Annotated in this window: 10 protein-coding genes; all 10 read right to left on the bottom strand. The window is 60.7% G+C overall.

The genetic code is table 11. The annotated features are described in order from the left end of the window. Positions 1-71 precede the first annotated feature (71 nt). Positions 72-1,592, bottom strand: coding sequence for a glycoside hydrolase family 43 protein (locus H8B15_RS03730; protein WP_246455315.1), 1,521 nt, complete (start codon positions 1,590-1,592; stop codon positions 72-74). A gap of 100 nt (positions 1,593-1,692) precedes the next feature. Continuing rightward, positions 1,693-2,985 carry a family 8 glycosyl hydrolase gene (locus H8B15_RS03725; protein ID WP_187318318.1) on the bottom strand — a complete coding sequence of 431 codons (1,293 nt, stop codon included), beginning with the start codon at positions 2,983-2,985 and terminating at the stop codon, positions 1,693-1,695. An 89-nt stretch (positions 2,986-3,074) separates the two neighbouring features. Next, positions 3,075-4,382, bottom strand: coding sequence for a glycoside hydrolase family 43 protein (locus tag H8B15_RS03720; protein ID WP_187318317.1), 1,308 nt, complete (start codon positions 4,380-4,382; stop codon positions 3,075-3,077). A gap of 90 nt (positions 4,383-4,472) precedes the next feature. Continuing rightward, positions 4,473-6,149 (bottom strand): glycoside hydrolase family 43 protein, encoded by a 1,677-nt coding sequence (locus tag H8B15_RS03715; protein WP_187318316.1) that lies wholly within the window; start codon positions 6,147-6,149, stop codon positions 4,473-4,475. A 73-nt stretch (positions 6,150-6,222) separates the two neighbouring features. After that, positions 6,223-8,589, bottom strand: a complete 2,367-nt coding sequence (locus H8B15_RS03710; protein WP_187318315.1) for a glycoside hydrolase family 127 protein — start codon at positions 8,587-8,589, stop codon at positions 6,223-6,225. 385 nt (positions 8,590-8,974) lie between these two features. Continuing rightward, the gene (locus H8B15_RS03705) at positions 8,975-11,692 is read right to left on the bottom strand and encodes a glycosyl hydrolase 115 family protein (RefSeq protein WP_246455300.1); all 2,718 of its coding nucleotides are present in this window, start codon (positions 11,690-11,692) and stop codon (positions 8,975-8,977) included. A 103-nt stretch (positions 11,693-11,795) separates the two neighbouring features. Next, the gene (locus H8B15_RS03700; protein WP_187318314.1) at positions 11,796-12,911 is read right to left on the bottom strand and encodes an endo-1,4-beta-xylanase; all 1,116 of its coding nucleotides are present in this window, start codon (positions 12,909-12,911) and stop codon (positions 11,796-11,798) included. A 152-nt stretch (positions 12,912-13,063) separates the two neighbouring features. Next, positions 13,064-14,395 (bottom strand): xylose isomerase, encoded by a 1,332-nt coding sequence (gene xylA / locus H8B15_RS03695; protein WP_187318313.1) that lies wholly within the window; start codon positions 14,393-14,395, stop codon positions 13,064-13,066. Further along, positions 14,373-15,899, bottom strand: coding sequence for a xylulokinase (locus H8B15_RS03690; RefSeq protein WP_187318312.1), 1,527 nt, complete (start codon positions 15,897-15,899; stop codon positions 14,373-14,375). The genes xylA and H8B15_RS03690 overlap by 23 nt, the downstream gene beginning before the upstream one ends. 168 nt (positions 15,900-16,067) lie before the next feature. Beyond that, on the bottom strand, positions 16,068-17,936 hold the full coding sequence (locus tag H8B15_RS03685) for an endo-1,4-beta-xylanase (protein WP_187318311.1): 1,869 nt from the start codon (positions 17,934-17,936) through the stop codon (positions 16,068-16,070). Positions 17,937-17,993: the final 57 nt, after the last annotated feature.

Below are 17,993 nucleotides of genomic sequence, written 5' to 3'. Positions count from 1 at the left end.
GGCTACGGAGCGGCTTTGGTTTAATATCTCACTGCTTAGCCCAGGGCTTCAGCCCTGGGACGTACGGCTGCTTACTTCGCCCCGGCAATGGTGTCCGCAATCCGGAAGTAGTCGAAGTCAGCGTAGCCGCCCGCCTGCTTCGTGGCATAGTTGAACAACCCGAACCGGTAGCCCATGAAGTGGGGTAGCGTGTAGGCCATTTTGAGCGGCCCGCCGATGGCTTTCCAGGTTTTGCCGTCGAGGCTATAGAAGAAGTTCGCCACGTCCTTGCGGTCCGTGAAGTCGCATTCGGCCTTGAAGTACACCGTGTTCTGCGTCAGCGGTAGCCGTTGTAGCTCCACGGGCCGCTCCGTTTCGGCGCTGATCATGACGATGGATTTGGCGCCGTTTTGCTGCTGCACGCCTACCAGGCCATAGCGCTTTTGCAGCAGGGCCAGGCCAGCAAAATCGCCATCTTTCAGGTGCGACACGTCCAGGGACGTGGTGCCGGCGCTGGTGGGACCGATGGTTCGCTGGGTGAGGGTGTTGCGCGCCAGCACGAAGCTGGTATCCACGCGGCCGGTTTTCAGGCGCAGGTAGCCCTTGCGGTCCGTCAGCGACCAGAGGGAGTTTTCGGGGTTGTGGTTCCACTGCCACACCAGCGGTAGGGCCGGCTCGCCCTTGCGGCGGCTGAACTCATCTGAGGCGACGATGCCGGGTATCAGGCCTTTGCTGGGGGGTAGGTCGAGGGTTTCAGGCACCTTGCCGGCGGGGTTGCCCAGCACCGGCCAGCCATCGGTCCAGGTCACGGGCACCAGGTACGGAATGCGGCCCACGGCGCCGTAGTCGCGGAACAGGTAGGAAAACCACCGGCCATCGGGCGTGTCGATGAGGCCGCCCTGGGCCACGCCAAGGTCTTGCAGGGCCACGCGGCCTTCGTAGGGGCCGGTGAGCTTATCGGCGCGGTGCACCACCACGGTGCGCATGCCGCCCTTGGGCCAGGTGATGTTGAAGAGGTAATACTTGCCTTTAATCTTGAACAGCTGCGAGCCCTCGGCGGGTAGGCCGAGGTTGGGACCGGCTGGGGCGCTGGCGTTTTCAATCAGCACCTGCTCCGTGGCGCCGGGCTTCACGCCCGAGGCGTCGGCTTTCAACTCGACCAGCCGCAGTTTGCCGGCGCCGTAGAGCATATACACGCGGCCATCGTCGTCAAAAAACAGGGAGTGGTCGTGGTAGCTCGGCTTGAACGACACGGCTTTCCAGGACCCTTTCTCGATGTTCTTGGTCGAATAGATATACGTCTTGCCGGTCGTTTGGGCGAAGGTCGAGACGTAGTACGTGCCGTTGTGAAAACGCAGGCTGCTGGCCCACGAGCCGCGTCCGTAAGTGCTTTTGCCGTTGCGCAGCGTCAGCTCGTCCTGGGTACCCAGCGTGTCGGAGGCGTAGCTTACCAACTGCCAGTTTACCAGGTCTTTCGACTTCATAATGGGCACGCCCGGCGTCATGTGCATGGTGGTGCTGCTCATGTAGTAGGTGTCCCCTACCCGAATCATCGACAGGTCCGGCACGTCGGCGTAGATGATGGGGTTGTGCGCTTGTTGCTGCTGTGCCATTAGGGGCGTAGCAGCGGCCGAGGCGAGGACCACTCCAACGAATAAAATACGGCGTTTCAGGGTATAGAGCATGGGTGGGGAAGTGCTAGAGCTAAGTGTATTAGTGCTGAGCAGGCTTGATAGCCTGATACTTGCCGCTTAGGTGCATCAGGCTGAACAGGTACAGTAGACCGTCGTAGTAGGGGTCGAAGTAACCGTCCTCGTAGGGCGCCAGCTTGTCGTTCCAGAGGGCGTGCACAAAGGCCAGGTCCTTGTCTTGGTGCATGAGCGAGGCGGCAGCGCTGGTGGCTACCAAGCCCAGCGAGTGCCGCAGCTTCTTCACGTCGCCGGCCTGCAAGATGAACTCGGGGCGCGAGCCGTCCACGTTGAACTGGTCCTCGAAGGTGTTGATGCCTTTCGAGCGCAGAAAGCCCTGGAAGCGCCGCGCGTACTGCTGCTGCCAGGCTTTGTCCTTACCAAACCAAACGTAGTCCATGGCAATGTTCATGGGCACGCGCCACGAATCGTAGCGAAAGGCCGGCGGCGCCCACTTGGTGGCGTGGGGCTTGCCGCTGAACTCGGTGTAGTCGTAGTTGAGACCCGTGGGCGCGGCGCAGGCGCGGTGCAGAAACGCCCGCGCTGTATCGGCGCAGGCCCGGTAGAACGGCTCGTGCCCATCCTTGGCGTAGGCGGCCCACGCCTCCAGAAACGCCGGCACGTGGTACGAGGGGTCGGTCCAGTTGTACATATCCCCTACCGGCACGAAAGTAATTTGCTTGTGCTCGGTGTTAAACAGGTTGCGCACGCCGCCAGTACCGTCTTTCTTCCACGACGCATCCAGAATGCGGCGGGCCTCCCGGTAGTAGTTGATGCCCGTGTTGTTACCCCAGCGGTTGGCGGCAAACAGCAGGCTCGTAACGAAATACAGCTCCCCATCCGAAGCCGGCCCCTCCGAATTGAGCTTCATCGTCGTGGTGCTGAAGCTCCAAGCAAAATAACCTTCCAGCGGCCCGCTTTGGTGCTGCAAGTTCTTCTTCGACCACCGCCACAGCCGGTCAAACACCTCCTTCTTATCCAGCTGCACGGCCACCATCATCCCATACGACATGCCCTCGGTGCGGGCGTCGTGGTTTTTCACGTCCGACACGTAGGCCATCGAGTCGCCCACCTCGAAGTACACCTTGTTGGGCCCTTCAAACACATCGTGATAGGCCTGGGCCACTTTCTGGTCGATGGCGGCCTGGCTGTAGCCGGCTTCGCGGAGCAGGTTGGGGTACTTGCCGGTGTAAAAGGCACCTGCCGCCGGTTGCTTAGCCGGGCGTTGCGCCACTGCCGTGGTTGCTCCTAGGCCTAGTAAGGCAAGTAGCCCGAGCAGCCGACCCGTCCGAAAAAGCGAAGTAAGGTGGGAATTCATATGGAAAAGGATAGCGAGCATGGGATAGAGGTTAAAGCGCAAGGCACCGGCCAGCTTGCCGTACTCGCTGGCGGCTACCTCGGCCTTATCTAGTGCGTAAACTGCCACCAGTCGAACCGGAGCGCGTTGTTACTGGCCCCTTTGAAGACGAAGTACACGTCGTGGATGCCACTTTTCCGGCTGACTTTGCACGACTGCACCACCCAGCTTCCCAGCGTACCGGTGTCCTTCACTTTCAAGGTCCCCAGCAACGCGCCCGTGGGGCTGTCCAGGTGTATTTCAATGGCTGAATTGGCAGAAGTGCTAGCAACTGAAGCCATGAACTCCTTTGCTCCCTTCTCAAAATCAACGCCTTTGACTTTGATGTAATCACCACTGTCGATGCTCGTTACGTACATGCCATCCGGGCCCTTACTGGTTTTCAGGCCCTGGCTCAAGGCAATGGTTTCTGCCTCAGTACGCTGGTAGGGGTTCAAGGTCGCCACGCGCTCTACGCCTTCTTCCGACCAAAACGGCAGCTGTTGAATGGTGCCGTCGGGATTGTACGTAAGCTTGGCCACGCACACGGAGCGGCGCTCGGTGTGCGTCGGCGACAGGGCCTTGGAAATGGCGTAGTTGAAGCCGAACAGGTAGGAATTGCCCTTGTAATCGATGATGCCCGGGTGGTTGCCGTTCGACCGCCGGTCGTGGTCCATGAGCGTACCGGTATAGTTCCAGGGGCCTGTGGGGCTGGTGCTCATGCTGTAGCCGATGCCCTCGGGGCAGCAGGTGGAGGCATAGGCCACGTAGTACTTGTCTTTGCGCTTGTAAAACCACGGGCCTTCCTGGTAGTCCTTCGGCTTGGTAGGCGACTTGACAATGCCACCCGAGTAGGAAATCATGTCCTCGTTCAGCTTGACGTAGTATAGGTTCGGATTGCCCCAGTACAGGTAGGCCTGGCCATCGTCGTCGATGTAGACGGTCGGGTCAATATCATCGATACTGTTCTGAATCAACGGCTTGCCCAGCGGATCGGTGAAGGGACCGTAGGGACTATCCGACACCAGCACGCCGATACCCTTGACGTGGATGGGGCAGTACAGGTAAAACTTGCCGTTGCGTTCGATGGCCTGCGGCGCCCACGCGCCATTTTGCGGCGACCAGCTGAAGCTCTTCGTGGAGGCGACCGAGCCGTGGTCGGTCCAGTTCATCATGTCGGTGGAGGTGTACAGCAGCCAGTTGTACATCTTGAACCCGGTGGCATCGTCCTCGTCGTGGCTGGTGTAGAGGAACACGGTGTCGCGGTAGACCATCGGCGCCGGGTCGGCCGTAAACTTGGTTTGGATGATGGGGTTTTGCGCTTGCAGCGTAGTGCAGGCGACTAGAGTCAGAATAGCGGCAAAGAGGGGGAATTTCATAGAAGTGAGGCAGGGGTAGGAAGTGGAAAGAGACTGGGCAGCCCGGCCTGCTACCCTCCGAATTAACTCGCCCGTCGGGAAAAGCAACCTTTACTGCGCCGGCTTATACATCGGGTCGTTACCGCTGTATTTCAAGTACTTGAAAGCCGCTGTGTTGCTCGTCGGCTGCCCCGAGGAGGTAGCGTACATCCCAATCACGCAGCCGATGAAGCCGCCCGCCGTTTGGGTGCTCAGGAAGCGGGCGTCCACCTTGTCTTTCAGCGTCGTCCACGTCTTGCCATTCTCCGAGTAGGCGAAGCCGTACGTGTCGCCGGCAGCCGTGACGCGCAGCTGCACCTTGCCAGCGGCCGACTTCAGCGGGGCTGAGCTCAGCAGTTCCGGCTTTTTGGGGTCGTCGGTGCTTTTAAAAAGCTGGAGCACCGGCTTGCTACCGTCAGTTGATTTGCAGAGGTAGTAGAAGTGCTTTTCGTCCTGAAAGACCACCAGCCCCGCCTTCTCGTCCGCCGATTTGGGCGCAAACGCCAGCTCGGTTTCGGTGGTGCAGTATAGGTGCTGCTGGCGCTTGCCCACGAAGGCGGGGTTGCCAAACTCGGCCACCGTTTCGGGCTTGAGCTTGAGGGTGAGGCCGTTGGCTTTGTTCAGCAAAAAATTAGCGCTGTCCACGGTACGCAGAAACAGCAGCTCGGGGGCTAGCTGCTTGTCAAAGTTCAGGGTGTAGCTGAAGTTGCCATTCTGCGGCAGGGCACCCTTCTGCTTCACCTCCGGAAACTTGGCAGTGTAGGAATATTGCACGCCATTGGGGCCGGGCTCCATCACGGGCCACTCGTTTTTCCACTCCACCGGCACGATAAACGTCTCACGGCCTGTGTTATAGTGGTTGCCCTCGTAGGGGCGCACAGCCAGGAACACGGCGTAGGTTTTGCCATCGGGCCCTTCCACAAACTGCGCGTGCCCGGCCGAGGTAATGGGGTCCTTGCGGTCCTTGGGTAGCTCGCGCTGCGACAGGATGGGGTTGTGCTCGTAGGGCGTGAACGGCCCCATCGGCGACGTGCCCCGGAACACTACTTCCGTGTGGTTTACCGAGGTGCCACCCTCGGCGGCGTAGAGGTAGTACCAGTTGCCGCGCTTCATAATGTGCGGCCCCTCAATCCAGACGGGCTTTTTGCTCAGGTCCACGCCGCCGTTCACCACGATTTTGGCCTCGCCCACGGTTTGCAACATCTTCGGGTTCAGCTCGATTACTTTGATGGAGCGGTGGCCCGAGTACAGCGGCTTGTTGTCGGGTGGGTCGCTGTTGTAGATAACGTAGGCCTTGTCGCCCTCAAAAAACAACGAGGGGTCGATGCCGCGTACTTCGGGCAGGTAGGTAGGGTCGCTCCAGGGACCGGCCGGGTTCTTGGCCGTCACCACGAAGTTGCCCTTATGGTCGATGAAGGTGCAGGTGACGTAGTACGTGCCGTTGTGGTAGTCGATGGCCGGGGCAAACAGTCCGCGCGTCATCCGGTCGCCCATAAAGTTCATCTGCGAGGGCCGGCTGATGACGTTGCCCACCTGCTGCCAGTTCTTCAGGTCGCGGCTGTGCATCACGGGCAGGCCGGGAAAGTAGGAAAACGTGGAGTTCACCAGGTAATAATCGGGCCCTACCTTCACGATGCTAGGGTCGGGGTAGAAGCCGCTTAGAATGGGATTCGGTAACTCAATCGATTGTGCAAACAGCGAGAAAGAAGACAGCAGCGGGACGGCTAGCGCGGTAAGAAAACGTTTCATGTGGGAAATTCGATGGAAGCAGGAATACGAATATTTTAAAGTAGTGAATTCACAGAAGGGGCTGCACGCCTACTCAGCGCAGCAGCCGCACGTCGTAGACGCCGCCCGCCGTGGAGCCCGGCGCGGCCTCAAACTTCACGGTGAGCGTGGTAGAGGCGTTGGTGCCACGCAGTGCCTCGGGCAAGGCATATTCTTGGTCGTAGAAGTCGCTTTTCTGATTGCCTTTCAGCTCCACTTTGGCCAGTGGCGTGCCGTTGATGAGAATCGTGAACTGCCGGTTTCGGTCGCCGCCGGAGTAGGTCACGCGCAGGGCGCGGGCCTCCCGCTTGGGGTTGCGCAGCTGGTAGCTGAACCAGCCCGCGGCGTGGCGCCAGTGGCGGTTGCGGTACACACCCGTCTCCGACCGGTCGCTCTGGAAGTTGTGGTCCGACTCGGGCTGCTGCTCGCCAGGCGTCACTTGGTCAACAGTGCGGGCCTCCAAGGCGCGCTTCTCGGCGTCGCGGCGGCGGATTTCCTCCTTGCGGGCAGCCAGGCCCTCGGGCGTCGTCACGGGCCAGTACACCATGTAGCGGGCATCCTGAATCTGATAGAACGGCACCAGCTGCACGTTGCGGTACTGCTCGGAGTTGATCAGACCGGCGGCGCTGAACGTCAGCGGCTTGCCGGCCACGGGCTTGATGCCATCGGCCACATTCTGACTGGTAGACACCAGCAGCGGCGCTTCCTCTACGGGGTAGAGCGGGCCGCTGGGCACGTGCGCCATGCGCTTGCTGTCGGCGTGCAGGCCGGCCAGGTCGGTGGTGTCCGTCACGGCGGCCAGCACTACCGGCCCGTGCACAAACGATACCCAGGGCGAGTGGTCGGGCATGTACTCGGCGGTGGTGTGCATGGGGAGGGCCACCGTCACCACGTCGCCCGAGCGCCACTTGCGCGTGAGGGTGGCGTAGCCCGGCTCGGTGGTGGTCGGCGTCACGGGTTTGCCATTCACTTTCAAGGTGAGTTGGCCGGCCGGCACCCAGCTGGGCTGCCGGATGCTGAGCGCAAACGTGCGCGGCTTTTTCAGCTGCAACTGAAGCTGCGACTGTTCTTCAAACGGAAACTTGGTTTGCTGCGTCAGCGTCAGGCCCTGCTCGGCCCAGGTGAGGCGCGAGGGTAGGAACAGGTTCACCAGCAGCTCTTTCTGGTCGCGGTGCGCGTACACCAGCTCGCCGTACTTGCCGTGGTTTTCCAGCCCCGAGCCCACGCAGCACCAGAAGCCTTCCTGCGGCTGCGAGTACACGCGGTAGTGGCGCGGGCGCATGGGCGTGAAGTACACAAACCCACCCTCGCTGGGGTGCTGCGACGACAGAATGTGGTTATAGGTGGCCCGCTCGTAGAAATCGAGGTATTTGGTGTCGCCGCTAGCCAGATACAGCTCCTTGCTGAGCTTGAGCATGTTATACGTGTTGCACGTCTCCGGGCCTTCCGTGCTTTCCAGCATAGAGGTGAAGTTGTCGGCCGGGTTGAAGTGCTCACTCACGCTGTTGCCCCCAATGCTCACCGTGCGATTGTCTACCACCGTTTTCCAGAAAAATGCAGCGGCATTGCCCCAGACTGGGTCGCCGCCTACCTCCGCCACGCGCTCAAAGCCAATGACTTTCGGAATCTGGGTGTTGGCGTGCATGCCGTTGAGCACGTCCTTGCCCGCCAGCAGCGGCTCCAGCACCACCCGGTGCGAGAAGCGCTGAGCTAGCTTCAGGTACTTCGCGTCGCCGGTGAGGCTGGCTACGTCGGCAAACACCTCGTTCAGGCCGCCGTGCTCACTGCGCAGCATATCCTGAATCTGGGCGTCGGTGAGGCCCGCGGTGAGGTCCACAAACCAGTCCGTCAGCTTGATGAGCATGCCTTTGGCCTTGGCATTGCCCCCAATCAGGTAGGCGTCGCGCAGGCCGGCAATGGTTTTGTGCAGGTTGTAGAGCGGCACCCACTTGTCGTTCAGCCCAAAGCTGTTGGCCTTGATGTTGCCGGCTTTCACCTGCGCCCACATGGCCTTGCCGCCGGGCACGCCACCAAGGTAGCCGTTGCCGTTTTGCTGCTGACAGCGGTCCAGCTCGTCCACCATGTAGGTGAGGCGCTGTTGCACCTGCGCGTCGCCGGTGGCGGCGTACATGAGGGCCAGCGCCGAGAGGTAGTGGCCGCCCATGTGGCCGTCAAGACCGGTGTTTTCCCAGTTGCCGTAGCGCTCCGCCTTCGGCTGAATTCCGGCCTCGGTCTGGTAGGGCGCCAGCAGCCGGTCGGCGCTGAGGGCCAGCATGTAGGCCTTGTCGGTCTGCTGCGCCTGCTGAAACGGGCTGTCCAGCAGGTGCACCGCCGACACCGGAAAGCTCTGCAAGGCAGTCGTTTGCGCGTGGGTGAGCAGGGGCAATAGGCAGGTAGAAAGGAGCAGAAAACGACGCTTCATACTATATAAGCTCAAATTATTTGACTCTAGAGGCTGTTTGCGTTGGTCTGGCGCGACATAAAGACACATCCTTATGTCTTGTCGTTGCTGATGTTGTTCGCTAAAACGATGCTGACGCAAGTCGTTCAACCACGAAACGCGAGAATGCGTCGCTACGCCGCCGCAAGGATAGCCCCGGAAAGCTACTGCAAACAGGAGCTTTTTAGAAGCTCATCAGCTAGATAAAAAGATAGCCTGTCATTTCGATTAGCGGGAGGAAAATCGCATGCTTTACTAGAACGTCATGCTGAGCGAAGTCGAAGCCTCTCGACCGTAAGTAGTTTCTAACGATTGAGATTAGCGCTGCACGCGAGATGCTTCGACTTCGCTCAGCATGACAGTACCGCTAGCGCCGCCCTACGCTGTTTTTAGCTTCTGCTGATGCCGCTTTGCCACCCGTAGCGCTTTCCGGTGGCCCCAGATAGCTGGGTTTCAGCCCGCCGCAGTCTACTACCAGCTTTTCCAGTACTACGGCCGGATCGACGCGCCAGAATTTCAGCGTGTGCGTGCCGGGCGTGGCCAGGGTGTGTTTGGTGGTTTTCAGGATGATACTTTCGGCCACGGCTTTTTCCCAGGGGCGGTTGCCATTGTCGGCCACCATGCCGGTGTGCAGGTTCACAATCTGCGGCGTTTCGTCGTCGAACGACACGGCGTAGCGCAGCCCCTCGCCGCTGGTAAAGTTAAGGGTAGGCGCCAGGTAGGCCTGCACCGTCACGGGGCCGGCCGTGGTGAGCTGCACCTGGTACTCCAGGTGCGGGCTGTTGCCGCCGGGCGTGGTGCTGGGAGCCGTGACAGGGTAGGTGGAAACAGCCGACAGCGTACGGCCCAGGTCGGGAATCGTCTGCCACTTCACGCCGCTACCCTCCACCGCCTTGCTGTAGTGCGGGGCTTCTATCGACACGTAGCCATCGGCCTCCACGAAGGGCGCACCCGGCGTGGAGGTAGGCTGGGGCTTCTGTGCGGTCATCGTCACTGCCAGCGCGGGTGCGGTAGCCACCGACTCGGCAATGGTCTGCACTTCCGGCATTTTGTCTTCCTTCTCGTCGTGCCAGCTCCGGTAGCCGATGTGCATCTGGTCCATCATGTGGTTCCACTTGCCGCCGGCAATGGCGTTGTAGCGCTTCGACAGCTCGGCGTCTTTCTCAAACAGCGTCTTGGCTTTAGCGGCCAACTCGTTGGTGTTCTTGCGGTTGTTCTTGGCGGCCTCCTGGTTCAGGGCCACGGTGTAGTACAGCTCGTTGAGGTTGGCGCAGGCCAATACCGGGTGCAGCACCAGCTCGAAGTAGGCGTCCTGGTCGGCGGCGGGCAGCTGGCGGCCAATGGCTTCGGCCTGCGTGGCGAGCTGATTGTAGTCGGCCACCACCGTAGCAAACTCGTTGTAATTGGTCAGGCTGTAGGTGTTCGGACTCAGCAGCTCGGGCTTGCGGCGGGCGTTGTACTTGGCGTACTTGGCCAGAATGTCGGCAATAGCGGCGGCGTGCTTGTCGCCAAACTGCTGGGCGGCCCACTGCCGGGTGTACTCGCCTACCTCGTCGGCCTTGATGTTGTCGGGGTTCCAGGCGTAGTCGAGGAAGAAGCTGATGGGCAGCTCCACCGGTTTCAGGTCGCCCACGTTTACCACCCAAATCTGGTTGGCGCCGTACTCGTGAGCCAGGTGCATCTGCTCCCAGATGCGCGGCAGCGGGTTGGTATTGAGCCACTTGTAGTTGCGCGGCCCGCCCACGTAGTCGAAGTGGTAGTAGATGCCGTAGCCTCCGGCGCGGGGCTTTTCGCCGGGCTTGGGCAGCTTGCGGATGTTGCCCCAGTTGTCGTCGCAGAGCAGTAGGGTCACGTCGTCGGGCACGCGCATGCCTTTGTCGTAGTAGTCCTGCACCTCCTTGTAGAGCGCCCACATCTGGGGCGTTTGCTCGGCGGGCTTGCCGGTTACGTCGGCAATGATCTGGCGCTGATCGGCCACGATTTTTTCCAACAACGCAATGTTGCTACCCTCACTCATGGGCTCGTCGCCGTCGCCGCGCATGCCAATGGTTACCACGTTTTCGCGGGTACCCATGCGCTGCATACCGCCGCGCCAGAAGTCGCGCAGCACGTCGGGGTTGGTTTGGTAGTTCCAGGGGCCTTTGCCGAAGCGGCGCCACTCGTCGTGGGCGCGGGTAAGCGGCTCGTGGTGGGAAGTGCCCATCACAATGCCGTACTCGTCGGCCAGGGCGGGGTTCTGCGGGTCGTCGGCGCTGAACGCGTTGCCCCACATGGCGGGCCACAGGTAGTTGCCCTTCAGGCGCAAAATCAGCTCAAACATGTGGGTGTACATCTTCGAGTTCACGCCCCCAAACTTCTCCTTCGACCAGCCCGACAGCGCTGGGGCCTCGTCGTTGATGAAGATGCCGCGGTACTTCACTTTCGGCTCGCCCTGGGTGTGCCGCCCGCTGGCCACGTACAGCGCCTTTTGGTGCGGGGTAGGAACATCGGCCCACCAGTACCACGGCGACACGCCCATCTGCTCCGACAAGTCGTAGATGCCGTAGATGGTACCGCGCTTGTCACTGCCGGCAATGACCAGCGCTCGGTCCACGCCCGGCATGGGCTTCTCCACAATCTGCTCCACAAACATCTCCCACTTGCCCGATACCGCCGACACGTCGAGCTTTTTGTCGCGTACCAGCTGGTCGATGAGCGGGCTTTTGCCGATGGTGCCAATCAGCACCACCTCCTTACCCTTCGGCGCCTTGTCGGTGGTGAGGGCAGGCGTCACGCTGGTTACGCGGTTGATGTCGGCCTGCAAGTCTTTGGCGGCGCGCAACACGCCGGGCCAGTCCTGGGCGCTGGCAAACAGCGGCGCGGCCTTGCCACCTGCTTCCAGCGCAAAGCTGCCCTTCTGCTTTTTCGACGTGACGTAGGAAGTACCATCCAGCGCTAGGGCAGGTAGGGCAGCCGTGAGCGTCAGGCCGGTGAGGAGCAGGCAGGTGAGGCGTTGGGGGATAGTGAAGGAAAGCATAGACATAGCGGTTGGGTGGGTAGGGGCGCGTTGCACGCGCCCGTGGGGGTAGGGCTGGTTTCTTTTCATCTACTGTCCCAAGGCTGAAGCCCTGGGCTACGGAGCGGAATATGAGGGTGCCGTTTGTGGAACTGCCACAACGTCAGCAACGATGGGCGGCTGCAAGCCGCCCCTACTTCGCTGCCTGCACCACGGCCCGGAAAGCGGGCTTGGGCTGGTAGTTGCGGTCGAAGAGCAGCGGGTAGCTGGTGCGGCCCCGGATGGGCCAGTCATTCAGCCAGGAGTCCGAATCCGTCACGCCCCAGAGGGTGATGCGGTCAATCACGTCGCGGTGCTTCCGGAACAACGCAAATAGGTCGGCATATCGTTTCGTGAGCTGCTGCTGCACCGAGTCGGGTAGGCCGGCGGTGTAGACGTTGTATTTGGCGTCGGCGCCGAAGGTCTCAGCAATGTCGGCGCCCTGGCGGCGGCTGGGGTTGGGCAGCACGTCGATGTCCAGCTCCGTGAAGTTGACGTGCACGCCGAGTTTCGAGAAGGCCACAATGCTTTCCTCCACTTGCTCCAGGCTGGGCTTGGTGAGGCCGTAGTGGCCCTGCATGCCAATAGCGGCTACCTTGATGCCCTTGGCTTGCAGGCTTTTCACCAGCTTAATCACACCAGCGCGCTTTTCGGGGCGGTAGAGGCTGTAGTCGTTGTAGTACAGTTCGGCCTTGGGGTCGGCTTTGTGAGCGTATTCGAAGGCTTTGGCGGCGAAGTCCTCACCCAGAATTTCCAGCCACTTGGTCTTGCGCAGGTCGCCCTGCTGGTCGTCTATGGCTTCGTTGAGCACGTCCCAACCGCCAATTTTGCCCTTGTAGCGGCCCACTACGGTGTTGATGTGGTCTTCCAAGCGTTTCAGCAGCACCTCGCGGCTGGCAGGCTGACCGTTTTCGCCCTCAAACACCCACCTGGGCGTTTGCTGGTGCCACACCAGCGTGTGCCCCACGATGAACATCTTGTTTCGCTGCCCAAAGGCCACGTAGTCGTCGGCGGGCTTGAAGTTGTACTTGTCAGGCTGCGGGTGCACCGAGCCCCACTTCAGCAGGTTTTCGGGGCTGATGGTGTTGAACTGCTGCGTAATCAGGGCCGTGGCTTTGGCGTCTTGCCCGCCGATTTGCCGGTAGTTGAGCGCCGCCCCCACGTAGAAATCCTTCTTGTAGGCATCTTTCAGTGTCGGCTCCGACTTCTGCATGAAGCCCAGACAAAAACCGGCCATTCCGAGATACAATAGGCCTTTTTTCGTTTGCATAGGTAGGTTGCTATAGGGATTATAACTAGACACTGTAAGACGTAGCCATCTACCCTACCCGCCAGCAGCCGGTAGGAGGCCATTGCCCGCAAACAGAAACTCCCCCGTGGTAGCCCGTTAGGCCGCCAGGGGGAGTTTGCTGTTTCAGCGCATTAAATGTATTGGTTGATCAGGCTTTCCAGCCACTCCTGCTTGCCGCTACGGGGGGTAGGCTCGCCGTGCTCGAAGGCCAGGCGGCGCAGATCCTCCAGAGTCAGCTCGCCGCGCTCGAAGGCCGCGCCCGCACCCGAGTCGAAGGAAGCATAGCGCTCGGTGCGGAATTTCTTGTAGGCCGACTTTTCCAGGATATCGTTGGCAATGACCAGCGAACGGGCGAAGGCATCCATGCCCGAAATGTGGGCGATGAAGATGTCCTCCAGGTCGGTGGAGTTGCGGCGGGTTTTGGCGTCGAAGTTGATGCCGCCGTGCTTGAAGCCGCCGGCCTCCAGAATCACCAGCATCGATTCCGCCAGTTCGTTCAGGTTGTTGGGGAACTGGTCGGTGTCCCAGCCGTTCTGATAGTCGCCGCGGTTGGCGTCCATCGAGCCCAGCATATTGGCGTCGGCGGCCACTTGCAGCTCGTGCTGGAAGGTGTGGCCGGCCAGCGTGGCGTGGTTCACTTCCAGGTTCAGCATGAAGTCGTTTTCGAGGCCGTACTCCTTCAGGAAGCCGATTACGGTAGCGGCGTCGAAGTCGTACTGGTGCTTGGTGGGCTCGGCGGGCTTGGGCTCAATGAAGAACTTGCCCTGGAAGCCCTGCTGGCGGGCGTAGTCGCGGGCCGTGGCCAGGAAGCGGCCCATGTGCGCCAGCTCGCGCTTCATGTTGGTGTTGAGCAGGGTCATGTAGCCCTCACGGCCACCCCAGAACACGTAGTTTTCACCGCCCAGCGCGATGGTGGCGTCCAGGGAGTTTTTCACCTGGGTAGCGGCGTAGGTCAACACCGAGAAGTCGGGGTTGGTGCTGGCGCCGTTCATGTAGCGCGGGTTCGAGAACACGTTGGCCGTGCCCCACAGTAGCTTCACGCCGGTTTCCTGCTGCTTCTGCTTGGCGTAGCTCACAATGGCTTGCAGGTTGCTTTCGTATTCTTTCAGGCTAGAAGCCTCGTCTACCAGGTCCACGTCGTGGAAGCAGTAGTAGGGCGTGCCCAGCTTGGTGAAGAACTCGAAGGCGGCGTCCATCTTGTCGTGGGCGCGGCCCAGAATGTCGCCTTTGGCATCCCAGCTAAACTCCTTGGTGCCAGGACCAAATGGGTCGCCGCCAGTGCCGGTGAACGTGTGCCAGTAGGAAACGGCAAAGCGCAGGTGCTCCTTCATGGTTTTGCCGGCTACCACGCGGTTCTCATCGTACCACTTGAACGCCAGCGGGTTGTCCGACTCGCGCCCTTCGTACTTGATAACGTCAATGCCCTTGAAATACTCCGTCTTAGTTAGCGTGCTGCTCGACATGGTGGGAAATGGTTGAAGTTGAAAGAATCTGTTGGGTAAGCGCCTGGTGCCACCGGGCATAGGCGTCCTGATATTGGGTTTGCAATTCGGGGGTAGGCGCCAGCGTGAGGATGCGCTCCAGGCCCACAAAAGCGTCGGCGGGCGAGGCGTAGAGCCCCACTCCTACCCCCGCGCCGCGGGCCGCACCCTGGGCGGCGTCGGTGTTGTAGAGTTCCAGCGTCACGTTGGCCGTATTCACGAAGGCCTCCCGAAACACCGGACTCAAGAACATATTAGCATTACCGGCGCGCACGGTGTGCACTTGCACGCCCGCCGCCCGCATAATGTCGATGCCGTAATTGAGGGCGTACACGATGCCCTCCTGGGCGGCGCGCAACACGTGGGTGCGGTCGTGACGCGTGAGGCTGAGGCCCAGCAGCTCGGCAGTGGTGGGCTCGTTTTCGAGGATTCGCTCGGCGCCGTTGCCAAAGGGTAGGAACAGCAGCTGCTCGGCCCCCACCGGCGCCTGGGCGGCCAGGCGGTTCATCTCATCATAAGGCAACTCGCCCACAATTCTGCGCAGCCAGCTGTTGAGAATGCCCGTGCCGTTCATGCACATGAGCATGCCGTTGCGGGGCTGGTCGGGCTGGCTGTTCACGTGCACAAAGGCATTTACGCGGGAGCGGGGGTCTACCACCGGCTGGTCGCTGATGCCGTAGACCACGCCCGAAGTGCCGGCCGTGGCGGCTATTTCGCCGGGCTCCAACACGTTCAGCGAGAAGGCGTTGTTGGGCTGGTCGCCGGCGCGGTAGCTCACGGGCGTGCCGGGCGCCAGACCCAGCGCCTGGGCGGCTGCGTCAGTCAGGCGGCCCTGCTCGGCAAAGGTGTCTACCAGGGTAGGCAGCAGGTCACGGTCGAGGCCGTAGTAGTCCAGCAGTTCCTGGGCCACAGCCTGCTCGCGGAAGTTCCAGAACACGCCCTCCGACAAGCCCGACACGGTGGTTTGCATCTCGCCCGTCATCTGAAAGGCGATGTAGTCGCCGGGTAGTTGGATTTTGTGGATTTGCGCGTACAGTTCCGGCTCGTTGTCGTGCACCCACTTCAGCTTGGAAGCCGTGAAGTTGCCGGGCGAGTTGAGGAAGTTTTGCAGGCAATACTCCTCTCCCAGTGCCTCGAAGGCCGCGTTGCCATAGTCCACGGCGCGGCTGTCGCACCAGATGATGGCGGGGCGCAACACCTTGCCGGCCTCGTCGATGAGCACCAGGCCGTGCATCTGGTAGGTGATGCCGATGCCCGCTACCTGCGTCGCGTCGAAGCCGTAGCTGGTTTTCAGGTCCTGGGTGGCGTTGATGGCTTCCTGCCACCAGCGCTCGGGGCGCTGCTCAGCCCAGCCGGCCTGCGCGGCCAGGATTTCCATCTCCTGCCGGGGTGAGGTAGCACTGGCCAGACACTTGCCCGTGTCGGCATCCAAGAGGGCCACTTTCACCGACGAGCTGCCGATATCATACCCAAGCAGGTAGTTCATAGGGGGAAAAAGTAGAAGTAAGATTCTGGAAAGATACACTAGTATGAAACAGTGTACTACTCAAAAAAGGCCTTAAACAACACAAAAAAGGCATTTTTATATCGGAACCGTTTTCGAAAACGGTTCCGATAGCAACGTTGACGCTATTTTTTGCAAGTAGGTTTTCAGTTAATTTACTATTAGAGAGCGGGTGGTGAGGTGGCCGGCTTCTTCCAGTTGTACTACGTACAGGCCTGGAGCCAGGGCCAGGCGTACTTCCAGGGTAGACCGACGATGAGGGGTTTGCTGATGCACCAGGCGCCCCTGCGTATCAAACACGCGTAGAGCCGTTACTTTATCGGTGCGGTTGAGCAAAAAGTGTCCATCCACCGTCGGATTGGGGTAGAGCTGCACCGACGAAGCCAAGGCCTGACGGCGGCTGAGTACGGTGTTGGCCACGTAGGAGCGCAGCCAGGTAAGGGCCGCGCGCTCAGTGTTATCGGCCTTGGCCAGGTAGGCGCCCTGGTTGGTGCGCCAGTGACCGGGGCGGTAGCCCCAGAGGGTGACGCCCCGCACGGCCGGGTGGGTCCAGAACACCGGAAAAATGCGCTGATACTCGGCCAGCTGCGCAGCATCGTCCAGCTGCCCGGCGGCATTCACCCCGTCGATGTCCATTTCGGTGACGTAGAGCGGCTTGCCGGCCGAGGCAATGATATCCAGGTTGGCCCCCAGATTCGCAGCCGTGATGTTGCGGGTTTCAAACGCGTGGCCCTGAATGCCCACGGCATCAATCAAATTACGCTCTTTCAGCAGGTTGATGATGGAGAGGTAGCGTTGGGCGTTGGCCGTAGAGCTGGCTACCCCGTAGTCATTCAGCATCAGGCGGGCTTTGGGAAAGTGCTGGCGGGCCAGCTCAAACCCTTTGATTATCCAGTCCCAACCCGTGGAACCAGCGCCGCCCAGCGCCTCGTAGTAGTTACCTCCCCCGCCACCGGGCGTGTTGGTGCCGTTGTTGCCGGTGTAGCCGTTTAGGGGCGGGTCGTTGGTGGGTTCGTTTACTACTTCCACCAGATCTAGGTCGGGGTAGCGCTGGGCTACGGCGGCCATCCACTGGTTGATTTCGGCTAGCTGCTCGGCGGCGGGCAGGTTCTCTATCCACACAGGTTGCTGACTGCCCCAGAGCAGCACGTGAAAGCGGAACGGGAAGTTGTTGTCCTTGGCCAGCTTGTAGGCCGCGTCCAGCTCGGTCCAGTTCATTTGGTCGCGGGTGGCTTCTACACTACCCCACTTACCCGCATTTTCGGGAACTACCTGGTTCCAGTACACTGTGAAGAACGGCAACTGGGGCGTGCTGTACACGCCGCCCAGAAATTTGCTCTTGCCTTGCGCAATGGGCTGGCCAGTAGGCGTAAACACCACGGGTGGCGTAGTAGAGCCCTGCGCACCGGCATCCAGATCGGGCACCGTGAAATACAAGCCAGTAGCGCCAAACACAAATTTGTCGATATCAAACCCATCTTCCCGGGCGCCAATCTGGAAAGTCTGGGTGAGGTTGTTGGCGTCGACGGTGAAGCTAACCGGTGCTTCACCCCCGTTGAATTTAGACAGATTGATCCACTTCCACACGTTGTTGGTGGCAGCCCCGGCACCATCCACGGCCACGCCGCCGTCGGTGTAGCCAGCCACGTTCAGATTGTTGCAGATAATCCAGCTGGTATCGTCGGTGGGCGCCTTGGTGCCGAAGCCGTTGGCGTAGTAAAAGCTGTCGTCGTTGGCGGCGGCGGCGCCTACCCGCACGCGGGCGTAAAGGTCGTAGCTGCCCGGTCCCGGAAACGTAACAGAGTAGGACACCACCCGCGCCGCCGTACCGGGATTTTGGGCGTTGATGGTGGCTGTAGGCGTGATGGTTACGTACTGCACGCCCGCCTGAGTGGGCGAAGTCCAATCAGCACCCAATGTACCTGATTCAGCCTCTAGCCGGACCGGCGCGTTTTGGGCCTGGGCGGCACCCGCCCAGGCCAGTAGGCACCCCATGAGTAGAGTAGAGAGTATACGCATAACAAATGGAAAGGAAGTGGAACGTGAACATTGAAAAATCTCAGTATCAGACGCGTA

The sequence above is a fragment of the Hymenobacter citatus genome (assembly GCF_014333615.1).
In the GTDB taxonomy this organism is placed as follows: Bacteria; Bacteroidota; Bacteroidia; order Cytophagales; family Hymenobacteraceae; genus Hymenobacter; species Hymenobacter citatus.
This window is presented reverse-complemented; position numbering and strand designations above follow the sequence as displayed.